The sequence below is a fragment of the Pseudobutyrivibrio ruminis genome (assembly GCF_015057245.1).
In the GTDB taxonomy this organism is placed as follows: domain Bacteria; phylum Bacillota; class Clostridia; order Lachnospirales; family Lachnospiraceae; genus Pseudobutyrivibrio; species Pseudobutyrivibrio ruminis_E.
The window spans coordinates 17,790-37,883 of the sequence record NZ_SVET01000015.1 but is presented as its reverse complement, the minus strand read 5'-3'; the positions used below and the strand labels follow the sequence as shown (position 1 = coordinate 37,883).

Here is a 20,094-nt window from a genome sequence, read left to right as displayed (position 1 = left end):
TCACAGGGACTGGCCTTATGGCTGGTCCCTGTTTTACTTTTAGAGCAAATAGTAGTAAAATCAAAGGGCTTGTATGTTATTAATAAAGCGTATTATGAAAGGAATAAATATATGTGTGGAATAGTAGGATATGTTGGTAAGTCGCAGGCAGCACCAATCCTTTTGGATGGACTTAGCAAGCTTGAGTACAGAGGATATGACTCAGCTGGTATGGCTGTTTATGATGGCACCAAAATCGAATATGAAAAGGCAAAGGGACGTCTTCGTCTTCTTAGCGAGAAAACTCACGACGGTGAGACAATGCAGGGTACAATCGGTATTGGTCACACACGTTGGGCTACTCATGGTGAACCAAGCGAGACAAACGCTCATCCACATCTCAATGAGGAAGAGACAATCGCAGTAGTTCACAATGGTATTATTGAAAACTATGCAAAGCTTAAGGAAAAGCTTATCAAGCGTGGATACAACTTTAAGTCTGAGACAGATACAGAGGTTGTTGCTCACTTACTTGATTATTACTATAAGCAGGGCAATGATCCCCTTACATGCGTAACAAAGGTTATGCACCGTGTAGAGGGCGCATATGCTCTTGGAATTATTTTTGCTGATTATCCAGATCAGATTTATTCAGTAAGAAAGGACAGCCCACTTATTGTTGGTCTTGGAAAGGATGGCAACTTAATTGCATCTGATGTACCAGCTGTTCTTAAATACACAAGAAACGTTTACTTCATCGAGAATGAAGAAATTGCACGCCTTACAGAGGATTCAATTGAGTTCTTTGATGTAGATGGACAGCCAATCGAGAAGGAATCTAAGACAATCGATTGGGATGTTGATGCAGCAGAAAAGGGTGGTTATGACCACTTCATGATTAAGGAGATTCACGAAGAGCCAAAGACAGTTCGTGATACACTTAATCCTAGAATTAAAAATGACACTGTTGATATCGAAGAGCTTGGCATGAGCGATGATGAAATCAAATCTATTTCACGTATTCGCATCGTTGCATGCGGTAGTGCATATCACACAGGCGTTACAGCTAAATATGTTTTCGAGGAAATGGCACGTATCCCTGTTGAGGTTGATATAGCTTCAGAGTTTAGATACAGAAATCCAATTCTTCAGGAGAACGAGCTTGTTATTGCTATCAGCCAGTCTGGTGAGACAGCAGATACAAAGGAAGCAGTTCGTATGGCTCGTGCAATGGGCAACATGACACTTGCTATTGTAAACGTAGTAGGTTCTTCAATTGCTCGTGAGGCTGAAAAGGTTATGTACACATGGGCTGGTCCTGAGATTTCAGTTGCTACAACAAAGGCATACTCAGCACAGCTTATAGCGTTATACTTACTTGCTATGAAGTTTGCTGATGTTAGAGGTCTTCTTTCAGCAGATGAAATGAAGTCACTTATCACAGACTTAAAGAAGCTTCCAGAGCAGATAGAAATGCTTCTTGGAAATAAAGAACGTATCCAGAAATTTGCCAACAGATTTGTTGCTGCAAAGGATGTATTCTTTATTGGTCGTGGAATCGATTATGCTATTGCAATGGAAGGTTCTCTTAAGCTTAAGGAGATTTCATATATTCATTCAGAAGCATATGCAGCTGGCGAATTAAAGCATGGAACAATCTCTCTTATTGAAGAGGGCACATTAGTAGGAGCAGTTGCAACTCAGGAAAACGTTTATGCAAAGACTGTTTCAAATATCGTAGAATGCAAGACACGTGGTGCTTTCATTCTTGCTGTTACAACAGTTGGACATGAAGACATTGAAGAAGTGGCAGATTATGTAATGTATGTTCCACAGACAAACAGATACTTTACTAACTCATTGGCGATTATTCCACTTCAGTTGTTTGGGTACTATGTATCTGTGGGCAAGGGCTTTGACGTTGATCATCCAAGAAACCTTGCAAAGTCAGTTACTGTTGAATAAACCGTCACCTGACTATCACATTACTGGGTTATTCTTACTAAAAGTTTAAATGGAGGCGAGTTTATGAGTGATTTATACAATGGAGGCTCAAACAATGGGCCAGAAAACAACAACGGTTCATATTCCTACAAGAAGGACGAGATAAACCAAGGTGAGTCCTATTATCAATGGTCACCTTACGACAATGGTAATAAGAACAAAAAGCAGAAGAAGTCTACAGGCTTCGGCGCAAAGCTAGGACGTGCAGCTGCAATTGCATTAGTATTTGGTTTGATTGCAGGTACAGCGTTCCAGTCAGTGGTATATGTTTCAAATAGATTCTTACCAATGTCTGCATCATCAGAGACTACAATCGAATCTACTGAGACAGAAGACTCATCTGAAAGTGCAAGTGGTACAGCTCTTTCTACAACATCAAATAATGTATCTACAACAGTTACTTCAGATGTATCAGAAATTGCAGAAAACGTACTTCCAGCAATCGTACAGGTTACAAATGTAGGTCTTACAGAATACCAAACATTCTTCGGAACAATGCAGCAGGAAACAACATCAGCTGGTTCCGGAATCATCATTTCACAGGATGATGACTACATCTACATTGCAACAAACAACCACGTAGTTTCAGGTGCTGAAACACTTACAATTACTTTCAACGACGGTGAAGCTGTTGAAGGAACAATCAAAGGAACTGACTCATCATGTGACCTTGCTGTTGTAGCAGTTGCAGTAGCAGATATTCCTTCAGATACTCTTTCAGTAATCAAGGTTGCTACTCTTGGCGATTCAGATTCAACAGTAGTAGGTGAGGCAGCTATCGTAATCGGTAACGCACTTGGTTATGGTACATCAGTAACAACTGGTATCATTTCTGCTAAGGACCGTGAGGTTTCAATCACAGACGAAGACGGAAATGTTGTTACAAACAGCCTTATCCAGACAGATGCAGCTGTTAACCCAGGTAACTCAGGTGGTGCATTACTTAACGCCACAGGCGAAGTTATCGGTATCGTATCAGCTAAGCTTGCAGATGAATCTGTAGAAGGTATGGGATATGCAATTCCTATCTCTTATGCATGGGATATTATCCAGCAGATGATTGATAACGATGTTGTTTCAGAGCTTGATGCTTCTTACCTCGGAATCGCTGGTAAGGATATTACATCAGAAATGTCTGAGCAGTACGATGTTCCAGTTGGTGTATACGTAGCTCAGGTAGTTGCAGGTTCAGGTGCTGAAGAAGCTGGTATCGAAGTTGATGACGTAATCACATCATTCAACGGACGTACAGTTACATCTGTAAACACCCTCAACAACATCATGAAGTACCTTCCAGCCGGCACAACCGTAGAGGTCACTGTCGCTAAGGCTTCCAACAACTACGAAGAAGAAACCGTAGAAGTAACCCTCACCCACAAGGTTGATGCGGTACAATAAGCTAATGCTTATCTTGGTCACAAGATAAGTATTACTGGAGACGCCTTTGCCGAAGGCAAATATCAAATGGCGTCGACTTACCCGTAATAATAATTTAAGGCTAGCCAGATAATTCTGGCTAGCCTTTTTTATATGAGCCATGCAGTAGGCTTGTAGCCGTAACGGCATGGCTCTCTTAGTGTAGTGGTTTATCGTGGTGTGATACGTGTGTTGAGGTCCACCCCTGCGATTGCGCTGGCCTGTGCTACTACATTAGGGTCTGCACAGTTCTGGTAGAATGTGTAAGACATCTTCTTGGAACCGTCTACGTTGCAGAGTCCGTTGGCAAGGCCTTGTGCGATTTCGCCTGGATCATCCTTCTCACGTGAAAGAATCATTCCATCAATATGACTGTTGTTCATAGCAACAAGGTATGCGTATACAACAGCTGCTGCCTGAAGGTCCTCACCTGAAAGTGATGTGTAGCCCTGCTCAGAAAGCTTTACAGTTCTAACTGCACCTGTAGGTGAAAGCATATCGCTCTGGCACATAAAGTCTGTTACTACATCGATATTCTGAAGTGAAATGTATGGAGAGCTCTGGCTGTGTGTTAAGCTGCTAGAAGCTGCCCATGGAGTTGCACTTGTAAGTGGTGTCATGTAAGCGTGAGTTGCAAGTCTCCAATCAACATTTCCCTCTGCCTTAATCATTGAGTTGAACTGAGTTAAGAAAGACTTACCAGCATAGTAATTTGCTGCGCCGGCTCTAGCCCACTGCTGATCTGTACAAACGTATACGTTAGCTGTTGCGTTTTCAGATTTGATTCCGTTGTACATAACGCGGAATGCATTTGTATACTGCTGTGTGAAGGCTTCTAATGAACCGCAGTTCATGTAGTTCCAATCGCCCCAAGCATTTACTTCGTTACCAATGATATAGTTATCAACCTGACCAAATCCGTGGCCTGAGTATCTGTTGCCAAGGAATGCTGCTGCAGCACTGAGGATATCTACACCTTCAGTAGTTGAAGCGTTCAAACCATAGTAATTGTGAAGTCCTAATCCATCATAAGAATAAGGATTAATAAATTCTGTCTGAGCTGCCTGGTCAACAACAATAATTAATGTAACCTGGCATCCCATTCCGTTGTATTTTCTAATAGCGTTATCATATCCAGAAAGTCTAGCTGTCTCAAAGTGATAAATCTTTCCGTTATAACTATATGAACCACCACCATTTGAAATCCATGAAAGTGGAAGAGTTAACTGAACCTGCTGGCAACCAAGGTCTCTTGGCTGGTTCTTATTAAATGTTGCAACATCAAGTGCTGGAAGAATACCCTTCTTTCCATAATCCATTCTTGCACATGCATATGTAGCGCATCCTTCAGGATTTGTAATATACATGCTGTTTGAAACAGGTGAAAGAGCTCCACCCTTCATAACACAAACAGTAAACTTCTTGAAAAGCATTGTGCTTGCAGTTCCCTTTCCAAGTGGAACAGAGAATGTTGCTCCAGAAGCTGCTGTAGCCTGTGCTACATCTACACCTGCTGGTGCTGTCTGGTTCGCATCAGATGCAACAAGGTGATATAAACCATCCTCAGATGATGATGCACCTGAAGTTGTAACCACAACATCTGTGCCCTGAATCAAAGCTGCAGCGATTGTAACACCGCTAGCTGCTGACTTTGTTTTAGCCTCTGCGTTAAGGCTAGGTACTGCTAGAAATGCACTAAGCGAAAAAACTAATGCGAATGCAATGCTAGCAATTCTTTTAGAAATCTTCATATATCATAGCTCCTTTCAGCCGATGAATCTTCTCCGGTAGCCGGAGTCACTTAAAAATATATCATGATTATTATCAAAAATCATAGAAAATATAAAATATACAAAAAAATAACATAGAAAATACATAAATAGAAAACAAAAGTATTTCACAAAATTATCACAGCTGATTTGTGAGAATGGACGAAAAGCCTTTAGAGATATTGACGGGACGGGGATAAAGAGCTAATATCAACATGTGCTGGAAACGTTACCAGTAACGGTTCCAGAAAACTGATAATAGCTCTTAGCAGGAAGGATTAGGCCCCGGAATGTTAAATAAAAAGGCTATTAAGTTTCAATAAAGGAAGGAAAAATCATGACAATTAAAGACATTGCACGTTTATCAGGTGTAAGTGTCAGTACCGTTTCAAGGGTGCTTAACGACCATCCTGACGTAAGTGCGGAAGCTAAGGAAAAGGTATTAGCTGTTGTGCAAGAGTACAACTATATACCTAACACTAGCGCAAGGGAGCTTGGTAGGACTTCATCAGACAATATAGGTGTTGTGGTGAGAGGATTGTCCAACCCATTCTATACAAAGATTATTACTGAAATTGGAAGTGGCATAGAAAAGGCTGGATACACTATGGTGATGCAGCAAATCGCAGCAGGCGAGGATGAGATTATGACCGCAGCCAAAATGGAAAGGGATAAGAAGCTCCAGGGTCTGATTTTTCTTGGAGGAAATTTGGATTATACAAAGGAACGGATGACTAGCATCAATGTCCCTTATGTATGTTGTACATTCAATAATCAGTATGGAACATTAGATAAATCTGATTATTCGAGTGTATGTATAGATGATAACCAGGCTGCATATGATGCAGTGGAATATTTGGTTAATGAAGGCCACAAAAAGATAGTTGTTTTGCTATCTGGCGTGGATGATGGCTCTGTTAGCCAGGTGAGATTTGCCGGCTATAAAAGAGCGTTAAAGGATTTTGGAATACAACTAGATGAAAATCTGATAATAGAAATCAATAGTTTCAATATTGCGGATGCCTATGCAGGCGTGAAAGATTGGTTAAAAAAGAATAGAGAATTCACAGCAGTATTTGCCATCTCAGATAATATGGCAATGGGGGCAATGAAAGCTTTAAGGGAAGCTGGTAAAAAGATGCCAGATGATGTTGCAGTTATTGCGATTGATGGAATAGAAGCTTCTGAATACATGAATCCTGTGTTATCAACTCTATGTCAGCCAATGGAAAAAATGGGCAGTGAAGCAGTGAAATTGTTGGTAGATATCATTAATGGAAAACGCACGTACAGACATGTGATTCTTCCAACTACTTTAAGAGAAGGTGAGACTCTTAAGTAGGTAATTCTCTTGGTTTTTACAAAGGAGGTATAAAGTCCTTTGTTGAAACATAGAAATTATCATACACAAAAAGGAGAGTGTAAGAAATGAAGATGAAGAAAGTATTGGCATTAGGGTTAATCGCAATGATGTCGACAGCTGCATTTGCAGGCTGCGGTTCAAGCGAAAGCAGTGATGGTGGTTCTGCAAGCACAGGCGATAGTGCTAGTGCAAGCGGACAGGTTTATTATCTTAACTTCAAGCCAGAGGCAGATGAGGCTTGGCAGGAAATCGCTGCACAGTACACAGAGGAGACAGGTGTTCCTGTAACAGTAATTACAGCAGCTTCTGGTACATACGAGGAGACATTGTCATCTGAGATTATTAAAGACGAAGCTCCTACATTATTCCAGGTAAACGGTCCAGTAGGTCTCGCTAACTGGAAGGATTATTGCTATGACCTTAAGGGCACATCTCTCTATGATGAGTTAACAAGTGATTCATTCGCACTTTACGATGGAGATGCTGTTGCAGGTATTGCATACGTAATCGAGTCTTATGGACTTATCGTAAACACAGAATTACTTGAGCAGGCTGGATATACACTTGATGATATCGCAAGCTTCGATGACTTAAAGACAGTTGCAGAGGATATCACTGCTCGTTCAAGTGAGCTTGGATTCTCAGCATTTACATCAGCAGGTATGGATGGTTCTTCTGATTGGAGATTCAAGACACACCTTGCAAACCTTCCTATTTACTTCGAGTATCAGGACAAGGGCATTGATTCTACAGATGCTATCGAGGGAACATACCTTGATAACTACAAGGCTATATGGGATCTTTACATCAACAATGCAACATGTGATCCTTCTGAGTTAGCTGGTAAGACTGGTGATGATGCAGAAAACGAATTCGCAGAAGGCCAGGCAGTATTCTATCAGAATGGTTCATGGGAATATAAGAACCTTACAGACAAGGGTATGACAGATGATCAGCTTGCAATGATTCCAATTTACATTGGCGCAGGCGATGAGGCTAATCAGGGACTCTGCACAGGTACAGAAAACTACTGGTGTGTAAACTCTGAAGCATCAGAAGAAGATATTCAGGCAACAATTGATTTCCTTACATGGATGGTTACATCTGAGGCAGGTACACAGATGCTTTCTGAGAACATCGGTGTAATTCCTTTCAAGAATGCAGCAGATACAACTAACCTTTTCGTACTTAACGATAGAGCATACACAGAAGCAGGTAAGACACCAGTTTCTTGGAACTTCACAACTATGCCTTCAGAAGAATGGAAGAATGGCGTAGGTAGTGCTCTTACAGCATATGCAGCAGGCACAGGTTCATGGGACGATGTTGTTTCAGCATTCGTTGATGGCTGGGCATCAGAATACGCTGCAGCTAATAACTAAAGAAAGACTCTTTTTAGAGTATTTTTTCTTCTTTTATTCTTAGGAGGGCGAGGCCTAACGCCCTCCAAATTTTTTGGGATTGGAGATTGCTATGGAGAAAGCTATAAGAAAATACTGGCCCATATTTGTACTACCTACTTTAGCGGCTTTTTGCGTCGGTTTTATATATCCATTTGTACAAGGTTTGTATTTATCATTCTGTAAATTTACAACTATTAAAAAAGCAACATTTATTGGAGTAGACAATTACGCGTATGCAATACTAGATAGTGAGTTTTGGCATTCATTCTGGTTTACAGCGCTTTTTACTGTGGTATCCACAGTGTTAATAAATGTAATAGCATTTGCTATTGCTCTGGCACTTACAAACAAAATTAAAGGATCTAACTTTTTTAGAACAGTTTTCTTTATGCCAAACCTTATCGGTGGTATTGTTCTTGGATATATTTGGCAGATTCTTATAAACTGTGTCCTTTCACTTTTGGAAAAGCCACTTCTTGCACTTAATGCAACATATGGATTTATCGGCTTGACAATTCTTATGTGCTGGCAGCAGATTGGTTATATGATGATTATCTACATTGCAGGCTTACAATCTATTCCTGATGATTATATTGAAGCTGCAAAGATTGATGGTGCTACAACAAATCAGATTCTTTTCAGAGTAAAGATTCCAAATGTAATGCCTTCAATTACAATTTGTACTTTCCTTACAATCACTAATGGATTCAAGCTATTTGATCAGAACCTGGCATTGACTGGTGGTGAACCTGCTCATGCATCTGAAATGCTTGCACTTAATATCTACAACACCTTCTATAGCCGTACAGGCCCACAGTGGAAGGGCTATGGCCAGGCAAAGGCTGTTATCTTCTGTATTATGGTAATTATTATCTCCATGATTCAGTTAAAGTTTACTAAATCAAAGGAGGTGCAGCAGTAATGAAAGCAAAAGAGAAAATTGCCAAGACTATTGTATTTATTGTTTTGTGTATTTTGGCTGTACTTTGGATTTATCCAGTATTTATGATATTAATTAACTCGCTTAAGGGTGATACATTTATCAGCACTAACACGGTATTTCAATTGCCAGATGCGAAGAGCTTTATAGGTCTTGAAAACTATAAGGATGCTCTTGCTTCAAAGGGATTTGCAGCAGCTTTTGGATACAGCTTAGTTATCACTGTCACATCTGATGTGCTTATTTTGGTTGGTACATCAATGTGCGCTTGGTACATAACTCGAGTTCACGGAATGCTCTCAAAAGTATGCTATGCTCTTTTCGTGTTCTCAATGGTAGTACCATTCCAAATGCTTATGTTCACACTTTCATCTACAGCTGATAGATTGGATTTGGATACACCATTCAATATATGTATAATATATTTAGGTTTTGGCGCTGGACTTGCAGTGTTTATGTTTACAGGATTTATGAAGTCTATTCCTCTGGAAATAGAGGAAGCAGCAATGATTGACGGCTGTAATCCAATCCAGACATTTTTCCAAATTGTTTTACCTATATTGAAGCCTACACTTATTTCAGTAGCAATTCTTGAGACAATGTGGCTTTGGAACGATTACTTATTACCATATCTTGTTCTAGACCGCAAGAAATACATGACTATTCCAATTCTTATTCAGTATTTCCGCGGTAGCTATGGACATGTTGAAATGGGACCAATGATGGCATGCATCATGATGACAGTTTTACCAATCATCATCATGTACATTTGCCTTCAGAAATATATTATCAAAGGCGTAATTGCGGGAGCTGTAAAAGGCTAGGAGAGAGAATATGAAAAGAAGTAGCGGTATTTTACTGCCTATATCTTCATTGCCATCTGCATATGGCATTGGCACATTTGGTAAGGCAGCATATGAGTTTGCAGATTTTTTGAAAGCTTCAGGTCAGAAGTATTGGCAGGTTTTACCACTAGGACCAACCAGCTATGGTGACAGTCCTTATCAGAGCTTTTCTACTTTTGCCGGAAACCCTTATTTTATAGATCTTGAAATGCTGATAGAGGAAAAGCTTCTTACAAAAAAGGAAGTAGAGGCTGAAAACTGGGGAACAAATCCTAGATACGTGGATTATGGACAAATCTACAGCAGCAGATTCAAGATTCTTGAAAAGGCAAAGGAAAGAGGCTACAAGGATGCACTAGGTGAGATTTCTCACTTTAAGAAGAACAATCCATGGGTGGAAAACTATGCCCTGTTTATGTCTATTAAAAAACATTTTGGACAGCTTAGTTGGCAGGAGTGGCCAGAGGAAGATATTCGTCTTCACAAGCCAGAGGCAGTAGAGAAATACAAAAAGCAATTAGAACAAGACATTGAATTCTTTGTATATATTCAATATTTATTCTTCAAGCAGTGGGCCAAGCTTAAAAAGTATATCAATGATTTAGGAATAGAAATCATTGGAGATTTACCAATATATGTAGCGCTTGACTCATGTGATGTTTGGGCTGAGCCTGAATTCTTTAGCTTGGACGAGGAAAACTATCCTGTTGAGGTGGCCGGTGTTCCACCAGATTACTTTAGCGAAGATGGACAGCTTTGGGGTAATCCATGCTATAACTGGAAAGCATTAAAGAAGGATGGATACCGTTGGTGGATCCGTAGAATTGAAGGTGCAGCAAAGCTCTACGATGTTTTGCGTATTGATCACTTCAGAGGCTTTGATGAATATTGGGCTGTTCCAGCAGGACAGAAGACTGCAAAGAAGGGCAAATGGAAGAAAGGCCCTGGAATGGATTTGGTAGGCCTTCTATCTGAAAAATTCCCAAATATCGAATTCATTGCCGAAGACTTGGGAGAACCATCTCCAACTGTTGTGGAGCTTCTACATGACAGCAAGTGGCCAGGCATGAAAGTCCTTGAGTTTGCATTTGATTCTGGAGAACCTAACAACTATCAGCCACACACATACGACAAAAACTGCGTATGTTACACAGGCACCCATGACAATGCAACCGTAATGGAATGGTACCAGGAGGCCAACAAAAAAGACAAAGAGTATGCTAGCAAGTATCTTGGCATCTCCAAATCAGAGGGCTTCAACTGGGGCATGATTCGTGGTGGCATGAGTTCTGTGGCCATACTCTTCGTAGCTCAGATGCAAGACTTCCTTGGCCTTGGCAAATACAATCGTATCAATATCCCAGGCACAGACTCAGGCAACTGGCAGTGGCGCCTCATCGATGGCGAAATCACAGACGACCTTGCAGAAAAAATCTACAAAATGTCTGTCATGTACGACCGCACCAAGAAAAAAGAAACCCCTAAAAAGCCTGCAAAATCAAAGGCTAAAAAATAATAGACTAATTAAAACAGCCCTGCAAATGCGGGGCTGTAGTTTTTTGATTTCGAGGGGTATATGTGGTACAATAGCGCAAGATTCGCATATTTGACGGAGGTTTTGTGATGAAAAATAGAGTTTTAGCATTAGCTTTAGCTACAGTGATGGCTACTTTTATGGTGGCTTGCGGAAGTTCATCTGATGAAGCTACAGAGGAGACTACACAGGTAGCAGAGATAGAGTACAATGTTGACGACTACGTTACACTTGGGGATTACAAGGGGATTGAAGTTACAATCGAAGGTGAGTATGAGTATACTGACGAAGGATTTGCGCAGTATGTAGCAGATACTATTGAGTCTGCGGCTGTTTATGCTGAGGATGATAGCCAGACAGAGGTTCAGGAAGATTCCATTGTAAATGTTGATTATGTTGGTTCACAGGACGGAGTGCCTTTTGATGGTGGTTCGGCAGAGGATCAGATGATAGATGTGGCAGGCAATTGTATGGCTGGCGGTACTACAGGATTTATTGATGGATTTACAGCAGGTCTTGTAGGACACAGTGTTGGCGATGAAGTTGCATATGATGTTACTTTCCCTGAGTCATATGGCAATACAGATTTAGCTGGCCAGACAGTAGTGTTTACATTCCAGATTAATTACATTGCTAAGGCTATTGAGTCAGAGGATGATTTAACAGATGATGTAGTATCAGCTAATTTCGGATACGATACAGTTGATGAATATATCGCTGCTCTTAAGGAAGAATATACAGCTTCATTAGAGGACAATCTTGAGAATGATACAGAGACAGCAGTATTAAATGCTCTCATTAACAACTGCACTGTTTCAGAAGTTCCAGAGGGACTTCTTCAGGCAAGAGTAGATCTTATCCTTTCTATTCAGAGTAAGCAGTATGAAGCATACGGCACAACAATGGAAGCATACCTTACATCTATGGGATATGATTATGAAGAAGTAATCAATACTCTCACAGAAAATGTTAAGGAATCAACTAAGACAGAGCTTATCCTTGAAGCAATCGCTAATAAGGAAGGTATAGAGGTTGATGAAGAGGGTTACACAGAGTTCATCACACCAATTTATCAGAATATGGGTTACACAGACCTTGATACATTCTATGCTGATTTCACTGTAGATGGATATGGCGGACAGAAATATTTTGAGCTTGCATATCGTACAGAAAAGGCAACAGATTTCTGTGTAGAGAATGCTGTAGTTAATTCTACAAACGTTCTTAATGCAGATGCTGATACAGAGGAAGATTCAGAAGTTGTAACAGACGAAGAATTGGAATCTGAGGTAGAAGTAGAAGCTGATGAACAGTAGGAAATACTTTCTATTTTTACCTAGCTGTAGTATAATTTACTCTAGCTTTTTGGCTCTTAGGAGCAATTAATATAAAAGGAGAAATAAGATGGAACACATTAAGACACTTAACACAAAGAGATTACAGAACACAGTTAAAGAAGGCGGATGTGGCGAGTGCCAGACATCATGCCAGTCAGCTTGCAAGACATCTTGCACAGTTGGTAACCAGAGCTGTGAGCACAAGAACTAATCTTACAAAGATTATTTATATTTAACGCGAAGGCCGGTCCTATCTAATGCAAATTAGGGGAACGGTCTATTGTGCGTTTATGAAAGGACTTTATTTTTAGTGATACACCAGTTTAAAAACAACGGTTATAACGTTGTCATAGATATTAACAGTGGCGCGATTCACGTAGTTGATGATGTCACATACGATTACCTTGCTCTCTGGCAGGAGCATGGCGCAGAGGTCGCTTTTACAAAGATGAAAGAGAGCCATTCAGAAGTTTCAGAGGAGGAGCTTAATGCTATCAAATCCGAAATTCAGCAGCTTATTGACGATGGCTCATTATTTACAGAGGATAACTACGAGCCTCACATTGCGGATTTTACAGCACGCCCTACAGTGGTGAAGGCTCTTTGCTTACATATAACACACGATTGCAACTTGGCATGTAAATACTGCTTCGCAGAGGAAGGCGAATACCACACAGGTAAGCGCGAGCTCATGAGCTACGAAGTTGGTAAGCAAGCACTTGATTTCTTAGTTGCTAATTCAGGCAGCCGTCGAAACCTCGAGGTTGATTTCTTCGGTGGCGAGCCACTTATGAACTGGCAGGTTGTAAAGGATCTTGTTAAGTATGGTCGTTCGATTGAAAAGGAAAAAGGAAAGAACTTCCGATTCACTCTTACAACAAACGGCGTTCTTTTAAATGATGAGATTCAGGAATTTGCAAATAAGGAGATGGCCAATGTAGTACTTAGCTGCGACGGTCGTCCAGAAATTCATAATCTTATGCGTCCATTCAGAAAAGGCGCACCAAGCTACGAAATCGTTATGCCAAAGTTTAAAAAGTTGGCAGAATCCAGAAATCAGGACAAGTACTACATCAGAGGTACATTCACTAGAAACAATCTTGATTTCTCAAAGGATGTTATCCATTTGGCAAACGAAGGCTTCAAGCAGATTTCAGTTGAGCCGGTAGTCGCTCAGGATACAGATGATTATGCTATCCGTGAGGAAGACTTACCAAAGCTCTTTGAAGAATACGATAATCTTGCTGCAGAGATGATGAGACGTCAGGGCACAGATGAGGATTTCAATTTCTTCCACTTCATGATTGATTTGGAAGGTGGCCCATGTGTTTACAAGCGTCTTTCAGGATGTGGTTCAGGAACTGAGTACATGGCAGTTACACCTACTGGTGAGCTTTATCCATGTCATCAGTTTGTTGGAAACACAGACTTCTGTCTTGGCGATGTATATAACGGAGTTAAAAAGACTGATGTTGTTAATCAGTTCAAGCACTGCAATGTATACGCTAAGGAAGAATGTAAGAATTGCTTCGCAAGATTTTACTGTAGTGGCGGTTGTGCAGCTAATGCATACAACTTTACTGGCAGCATTTTGGGGAACTATCACGTTGGCTGCGAGTTACAGAAAAAACGTATTGAATGTGCTATTGCATTAAAGGTTCACGCAAGCGAGCTAGAGGCTGAGGCACAATAAATAGAATAGGAGAATAAAAATGAGACGTTTAAAAAAGGGACAGGGTATTGCCTGGCTTGTTGCGTTCGTAGTAATCCTTGGTTTACTTGGTTACTATGCAGCACTTGTTCTTACAGGCACAATCAATAAGACTGACGACAGCCTTAAGTTAGGACTTGATCTTGACGGTGGTGTCAGCATTACATACGAAGCAGTTGGAGATACACCTACTGACGAGCAGATGGAGGATACAATCCTTAAGCTTCAGCAGCGTATCGAAAACGACTTGGGCGAAGAAAGCTCAACAACAGAAGCTAATGTTTATCGTGTAGGCGATAAGCGTATCACAGTTGAAATTCCAGGTGTTTCTGATGCTAATGCTCTTTTGGAAGAGCTTGGTACACCAGGTACACTTTACTTCATTACACAGTACGATATTGAGGGAAATCCAAACTACACAATCAACGGTTATGATGCAGATGGCAACATCGATGGCACACTTAACTATGACATCGATACATTGATTGATAATGGCTCAGTTATTGCAACTGGTACAAATGTTACTAGCGCACAGGCAGCTACTCAGACAAACCAGACAACAAACGCTACAGAGTATGTTGTTCAGCTTCGTTTCGACGATGAGGGAACAACAGCATTCTCAGCAGCAACAACAGCAGCTTCATTAACAGGCGATTCAATTGCAATCTACTATGATGGTAAGTTTGTTTCAGTTCCTACAGTAAAGAGTGCAATTTCAGATGGTAATTGCGTCATCGAGGGAATGGATTCATACGAGCAGGCTCAGAAGCTTGCTTCATACATCCGTATCGGTGGTCTTGATATCGAGCTTACAGAGCTTGAGTCTCAGGTAGTAGGTGCTCAGCTTGGTTCTGACGCTCTTAGAACATCACTCATCGCTGCAGGCGTAGGTCTTGTAATCGTTATGTTATTCCTTATTGCTATGTACTTAGTACCAGGTGTTGTTGCTTCACTTGCACTTGCTCTTTACACAGCAATGCTTATCGGAATCTTAAAGGCATTTGATATTACACTTACATTGCCAGGTATCGCTGGTATGATTCTTTCAATCGGTATGGCGGTTGATGCCAATGTTATTTGTTTCGCTCGTATCCGCGAGGAGATTAAGAACGGACGTCCTGTTATCTCAGCAATTGAGACAGGATTCTCAAAGGCTCTTTCAGCTATCCTTGATGGAAACATCACAACACTTATTGCAGCAGCAGTTCTTGGAATCCTCGGTTCAGGTACTGTAAAGGGATTCGCAATTACACTTGCACTCGGTGTTGTTTTATCAATGTTTACAGCACTTGTTATTACACGTATCCTTATGAACTCTTTCTATGCACTTGGCGTTCGTTCTCCAAAGGCATACGGTAAGGCTAAGGAACCTACAAAGTTCGATTTCGTTGGAAAGAAAGCAATCTTTATGGGTATTTCAGTAGCAATCATTGCAGCTGGCTTTGTAACAATTGGCGTATTTAAAGCAAAGGATGGTGCAGGACTTAACTACTCGCTTGAATTCCTTGGTGGTACATCAACAACAGTTGATTTCAACGAAACATATACACTTGAGCAGTTAGATAACATCGTTGTTCCAGATATCGCTTCTGCACTTGATATTAGCGAGGGCAGTATCCAGACAACAACAGTTGATGGAACCAACCAGGCAATTTTCAAGACACGTACACTTACACTTGATGAGCGTACAGCTTTAAATGAAATGTTCGAGTCAAAGTACTCAGTTGCAGAGGATTCAATTACTTCACAGAGTATTGGTTCTACAATCTCAGGAGAGATGCGCAGCCAGTCAACAATTGCAGTTATCGTTGCAGTACTTTGCATGCTTGTATATATTTGGTTCAGATTTAAAGACATCAGATTTGCATCATCTGCAATAATAGCGCTTATCCACGATGTACTTGTTGTATTGTCACTTTACGCATTTGCACGTATATCAGTTGGTTCAGCATTTATTGCATGTATGCTTACAGTTATCGGTTATTCAGTTAACGATACAATCGTTGTGTTTGACCGTATCAGAGAAAACCACAAGGCAATCAGAACAGAAACAGCGGAGAACCTTAAGGAACTTGCTAATAGCTCATTGTCACAGACATTGTCTCGTAGTATTTCAACATCAATCACAACAGCAATCATGGTACTTATGCTTCTCATCCTTGGTGTTTCATCAATCAGAGAGTTCGCATTACCACTTCTTGCTGGTGTAATTGCTGGTACATATTCATCTATCTTTATCGCAACACAGCTTTGGTACATATTTAGAGTTAGTGGTAAGAAGTCGAATTAATTATCACTCATCAAATAGTTATTAAAGTATTTAGTATAGATTAGGAGATATAATATGATCGACATTAAATTTTTACGTGAAAATCCAGACGCAGTTAAAGAGAATATTAAAAAGAAGTTCCAGGAGCACAAGCTTGGTCTTGTTGATGAAGTAATTGAGCTTGACGACAAGAGACGTGCTGCTCAGCAGGAGGCAGATGACCTCCGTGCTGAGATGAACAAAGCATCAAAGCAGATTGGTGCATTAATGGGACAAGGCAAAAAGGATGAGGCTGAGGCTGCAAAGAAAGAAGTTGCAGAGCTTAAGCAGCGTATCAAAGACCTTGAGCCAGTTGAGAAGGAACTTTCAGACAAGGTTGAAGAAATTATGATGAAGATTCCTAACATCATTGATCCTTCAGTTCCAATTGGTCCAGATGATTCTTGCAACGTTGAAATCGAAAGATTTGGTGAGCCAGTGGTTCCAGATTTTGAAATCCCATATCACACAGATATCATGGAGAGATTCAATGGTATCGACATGGATGCAGCTGGTAAGGTTGCTGGTAATGGTTTCTACTACTTAATGGGAGATATTGCTCGTCTTCACTCAGCAGTTATCTCATATGCTCGTGATTTCATGATTGACAGAGGATTTACATATTGCATCCCACCTTTCATGATTCGTTCAAACGTTGTTACAGGCGTTATGTCATTCGAAGAGATGGACGCTATGATGTACAAAATCGAAGGCGAAGACCTTTACCTCATCGGAACATCAGAGCATTCAATGATTGGTAAGTTCATCGATACACTTAATGATGAAGCAAACTTGCCATATACACTTACAAGCTACAGCCCATGCTTCCGTAAGGAAAAGGGTGCTCATGGTATTGAAGAGCGTGGTGTATACCGTATTCACCAGTTCGAGAAGCAGGAGATGATTGTTGTTTGTAAGCCAGAGGATTCAAAGATGTACTATGACAAGCTTTGGCAGAACACAGTTGATTTATTCCGTAGCTTAGATATTCCTGTACGTACACTTGAGTGCTGTTCAGGAGATTTAGCTGATCTTAAGGTTAAGTCTTGCGACGTTGAGGCATGGTCACCACGTCAGAAGAAGTACTTCGAAGTTGGTTCATGCTCAAATCTTGGCGATGCACAGGCACGTCGTCTTAAGATTCGTGTTAAGGCTGAGGATGGTACAAAGTACTTTGCTCATACACTTAACAACACAGTAGTTGCTCCACCACGTATGCTTATCGCATTCTTGGAGAACAACCTTCGCGAGGACGGCAGCGTAGCTATCCCTAAGGCACTCCAGCCTTACATGGGTGGCAAAGAAGTCCTCGTACCCGAAAAATAATCTTAGCAATAAATATGCGGCATCCTAGTTTTTCATGCTCCCGGAGGCCAGATGTAAGCTTCGCTTACTAGACCATCATTTTCCTTCATTACACTCGGAAAATAATGGTCATATCCTCCTCGCGCTTGCCAAGACTGAGATGCCGCTGTATTATGTAAAGGTTGATAGGTATGGATGTTAAATGAGTCGGTAGACATCAAGCTATTATGTTTCCTAAGTGAGACGTGCTGTCGAACGTGGAAATATAATGCTTGTAGGCGTAACCGACGGATTTGGGGTTTTTACTGTAACTATAGGTTTGCAGTAGAAAAGGAAGTTTTATGGCAATTCAGAGTAGAGAAGATATTAGAAATATTGCGATTATCGCACACGTAGATCATGGTAAAACTACACTTGTAGATGAGCTTTTAAAGCAGTCTGGTGTATTTCGTGAGAATCAGGAAGTAGCTGAGCGTGTCATGGATTCAAATGACATTGAGCGTGAGCGTGGTATCACAATTCTTTCAAAAAACACAGCAGTATATTATAAAGGCACAAAGATTAACATTATAGATACACCAGGTCATGCTGACTTCGGTGGTGAGGTTGAGCGTGTTCTTAAGATGGTAAACGGTGTTGTTCTTGTAGTAGATGCATTTGAAGGTGCAATGCCACAGACAAAGTTCGTTCTTATGAAGGCACTTGATCTTGATTTACCAGTTATTGTATGTATCAACAAAATCGATAGACCAGAGGCTCGTCCTGATGAGGTTATCGATGAAGTCCTTGAGCTTTTCATGGATCTTGATGCGTCTGATGAGCAGCTTGATTGCCCATTCATTTATGCGTCAGCAAAGGAAGGTTTCGCTATCAGAAGTCTTGATGAAGAGCATAAGGATATGACAGCTCTCTTCGAGACAATCGTTGATTACATTCCAGCTCCAACTGGTGATCCAGAGGCTCCTACACAAGTTCTTATTTCTACAATCGATTACAACGAGTACGTTGGTAGAATTGGTATCGGTAAGGTAGAAAATGGTTCAATCAAGGTAAACCAGGATGCAGTAGTAGTTAATGCTCATGATCCTGAGAAAAACAATAAGGTTCGTATTTCAAAGCTATTTGAGTATGATGGACTTGACAAAGTAGATGTAGATTCAGCTGAGATTGGTTCAATCGTAGCTATCTCAGGTATTTCAGATATTCACATCGGAGATACTATTTGTGCAGTAGATGCACCAAATCCTATTCCATTCCAGAAGATTTCTGAGCCTACTATTTCAATGAACTTCATTGTAAATGATAGCCCACTTGCTGGTCAGGAAGGGAAGTACGTTACATCACGTCACATCAGAGAGCGCCTTATGAAGGAGCTTAACACAGACGTTTCGCTTCGTGTTGAAGACACAGATTCACCTGATTCACTTAAGGTATCAGGACGTGGTGAGCTCCATCTTTCAGTTCTTATTGAGAACATGCGCCGTGAAGGTTTCGAGTTTGCTGTATCAAAGGCAGAGGTTCTTTACAAGACAGATGAAAAGGGACACAAGCTTGAGCCAATGGAGCGTGCATATGTAGATGTACCAGATGAGTTTACTGGTGCAGTTATCGAAAAGCTTTCTCAGAGAAAGGGTGAGCTTCAGAACATGACACCTATCACAGGTGGTTATACACGTATTGAGTTTAAGATTCCTGCACGTGGTCTTATTGGCTATCGTGGAGAGTTCATGACAGATACAAAAGGAAATGGTATAATCAATACAATTTTCGACGGTTATGAGATTTACAAGGGTGACATTGCTTATCGTAAGCAGGGTTCACTTATTGCATTCGAGACAGGCGAGTCTGTTACATACGGACTTTTCTCAGCTCAGGAGCGTGGTACACTTTTCATTGGACCAGGCGAAAAAGTATATTCAGGTATGGTAATTGGACAGAGCTCACGTGCTGAAGATATCGAGCTTAACGTATGTAAGAAGAAGCATCTTACAAATACTCGTTCATCATCAGCAGATGAGGCACTTACTCTTGTACCACCTAGAGTTCTTAGTCTTGAGCAGGCTCTTGATTTCATCGATGTAGATGAGCTTTTGGAAGTTACTCCAGAGTCTTTACGTATCAGAAAGAGAATCCTTGATCCTCTTATGAGAAAGAGAGCTAGCATTAGAAAGTAGGAGATT

Annotated in this window: 14 protein-coding genes; 13 read left to right on the top strand and 1 reads right to left on the bottom strand. The window is 40.8% G+C overall.

The features are described 5' to 3' along the window. Positions 1 to 111: 111 nt before the first annotated feature. A complete protein-coding gene (glmS, locus tag E7274_RS11450; RefSeq protein ID WP_044935485.1) occupies positions 112 to 1,944 on the top strand; it encodes a glutamine--fructose-6-phosphate transaminase (isomerizing) in 1,833 nt (610 codons plus the stop codon). 63 nt (positions 1,945 to 2,007) lie between these two features. Continuing rightward, on the top strand, positions 2,008 to 3,381 hold the full coding sequence (locus E7274_RS11445; RefSeq protein ID WP_304176062.1) for a S1C family serine protease: 1,374 nt from the start codon (positions 2,008 to 2,010) through the stop codon (positions 3,379 to 3,381). A 188-nt stretch (positions 3,382 to 3,569) separates the two neighbouring features. Here the strand turns inward: E7274_RS11445 and E7274_RS11440 are convergent, their stop codons facing one another. Further along, complete coding sequence (locus E7274_RS11440; RefSeq protein WP_304176060.1) at positions 3,570 to 5,150, bottom strand: DUF5722 domain-containing protein; 1,581 nt, start codon at positions 5,148 to 5,150, stop codon at positions 3,570 to 3,572. Positions 5,151 to 5,505: 355 nt separating this feature from the next. Here E7274_RS11440 and E7274_RS11435 point away from each other — a divergent pair, with 355 nt between their 5' ends. The 11 genes from E7274_RS11435 to typA all read left to right on the top strand — a co-directional run bounded on the left by E7274_RS11435 (position 5,506) and on the right by typA (position 20,088). Beyond that, complete coding sequence (locus E7274_RS11435; RefSeq protein WP_304176058.1) at positions 5,506 to 6,510, top strand: LacI family DNA-binding transcriptional regulator; 1,005 nt, start codon at positions 5,506 to 5,508, stop codon at positions 6,508 to 6,510. Between the two features lie 86 nt (positions 6,511 to 6,596). Further along, on the top strand, positions 6,597 to 7,913 hold the full coding sequence (locus E7274_RS11430; protein ID WP_304176056.1) for an ABC transporter substrate-binding protein: 1,317 nt from the start codon (positions 6,597 to 6,599) through the stop codon (positions 7,911 to 7,913). Positions 7,914 to 8,004: 91 nt separating this feature from the next. Further along, entirely contained in the window at positions 8,005 to 8,856 is an 852-nt protein-coding gene (locus E7274_RS11425) for a carbohydrate ABC transporter permease (RefSeq protein WP_304176054.1), read from the top strand. Beyond that, on the top strand, positions 8,856 to 9,698 hold the full coding sequence (locus E7274_RS11420; protein ID WP_304176052.1) for a carbohydrate ABC transporter permease: 843 nt from the start codon (positions 8,856 to 8,858) through the stop codon (positions 9,696 to 9,698). Before E7274_RS11425 ends, E7274_RS11420 begins: the two co-directional genes overlap by 1 nt. Positions 9,699 to 9,708: 10 nt before the next feature. Then, a complete protein-coding gene (malQ, locus tag E7274_RS11415) occupies positions 9,709 to 11,235 on the top strand; it encodes a 4-alpha-glucanotransferase (RefSeq protein WP_304176050.1) in 1,527 nt (508 codons plus the stop codon). A 107-nt stretch (positions 11,236 to 11,342) separates the two neighbouring features. Next, on the top strand, positions 11,343 to 12,569 hold the full coding sequence (tig, locus tag E7274_RS11410) for a trigger factor (protein ID WP_304176048.1): 1,227 nt from the start codon (positions 11,343 to 11,345) through the stop codon (positions 12,567 to 12,569). Positions 12,570 to 12,657: 88 nt separating this feature from the next. Further along, entirely contained in the window at positions 12,658 to 12,801 is a 144-nt protein-coding gene (gene scfA, locus E7274_RS11405) for a six-cysteine ranthipeptide SCIFF (protein WP_033151787.1), read from the top strand. A gap of 99 nt (positions 12,802 to 12,900) precedes the next feature. Next, on the top strand, positions 12,901 to 14,283 hold the full coding sequence (gene scfB / locus E7274_RS11400) for a thioether cross-link-forming SCIFF peptide maturase (protein WP_304176097.1): 1,383 nt from the start codon (positions 12,901 to 12,903) through the stop codon (positions 14,281 to 14,283). Positions 14,284 to 14,302: 19 nt separating this feature from the next. Continuing rightward, positions 14,303 to 16,591, top strand: a complete 2,289-nt coding sequence (secD, locus tag E7274_RS11395; protein ID WP_304176046.1) for a protein translocase subunit SecD — start codon at positions 14,303 to 14,305, stop codon at positions 16,589 to 16,591. 54 nt (positions 16,592 to 16,645) lie between these two features. After that, the gene (serS, locus tag E7274_RS11390; RefSeq protein WP_304176044.1) at positions 16,646 to 17,935 is read left to right on the top strand and encodes a serine--tRNA ligase; all 1,290 of its coding nucleotides are present in this window, start codon (positions 16,646 to 16,648) and stop codon (positions 17,933 to 17,935) included. A 320-nt stretch (positions 17,936 to 18,255) separates the two neighbouring features. Next, positions 18,256 to 20,088 (top strand): translational GTPase TypA, encoded by a 1,833-nt coding sequence (gene typA / locus E7274_RS11385; RefSeq protein WP_304176042.1) that lies wholly within the window; start codon positions 18,256 to 18,258, stop codon positions 20,086 to 20,088. The last annotated feature ends 6 nt before the right edge of the window (positions 20,089 to 20,094 follow it).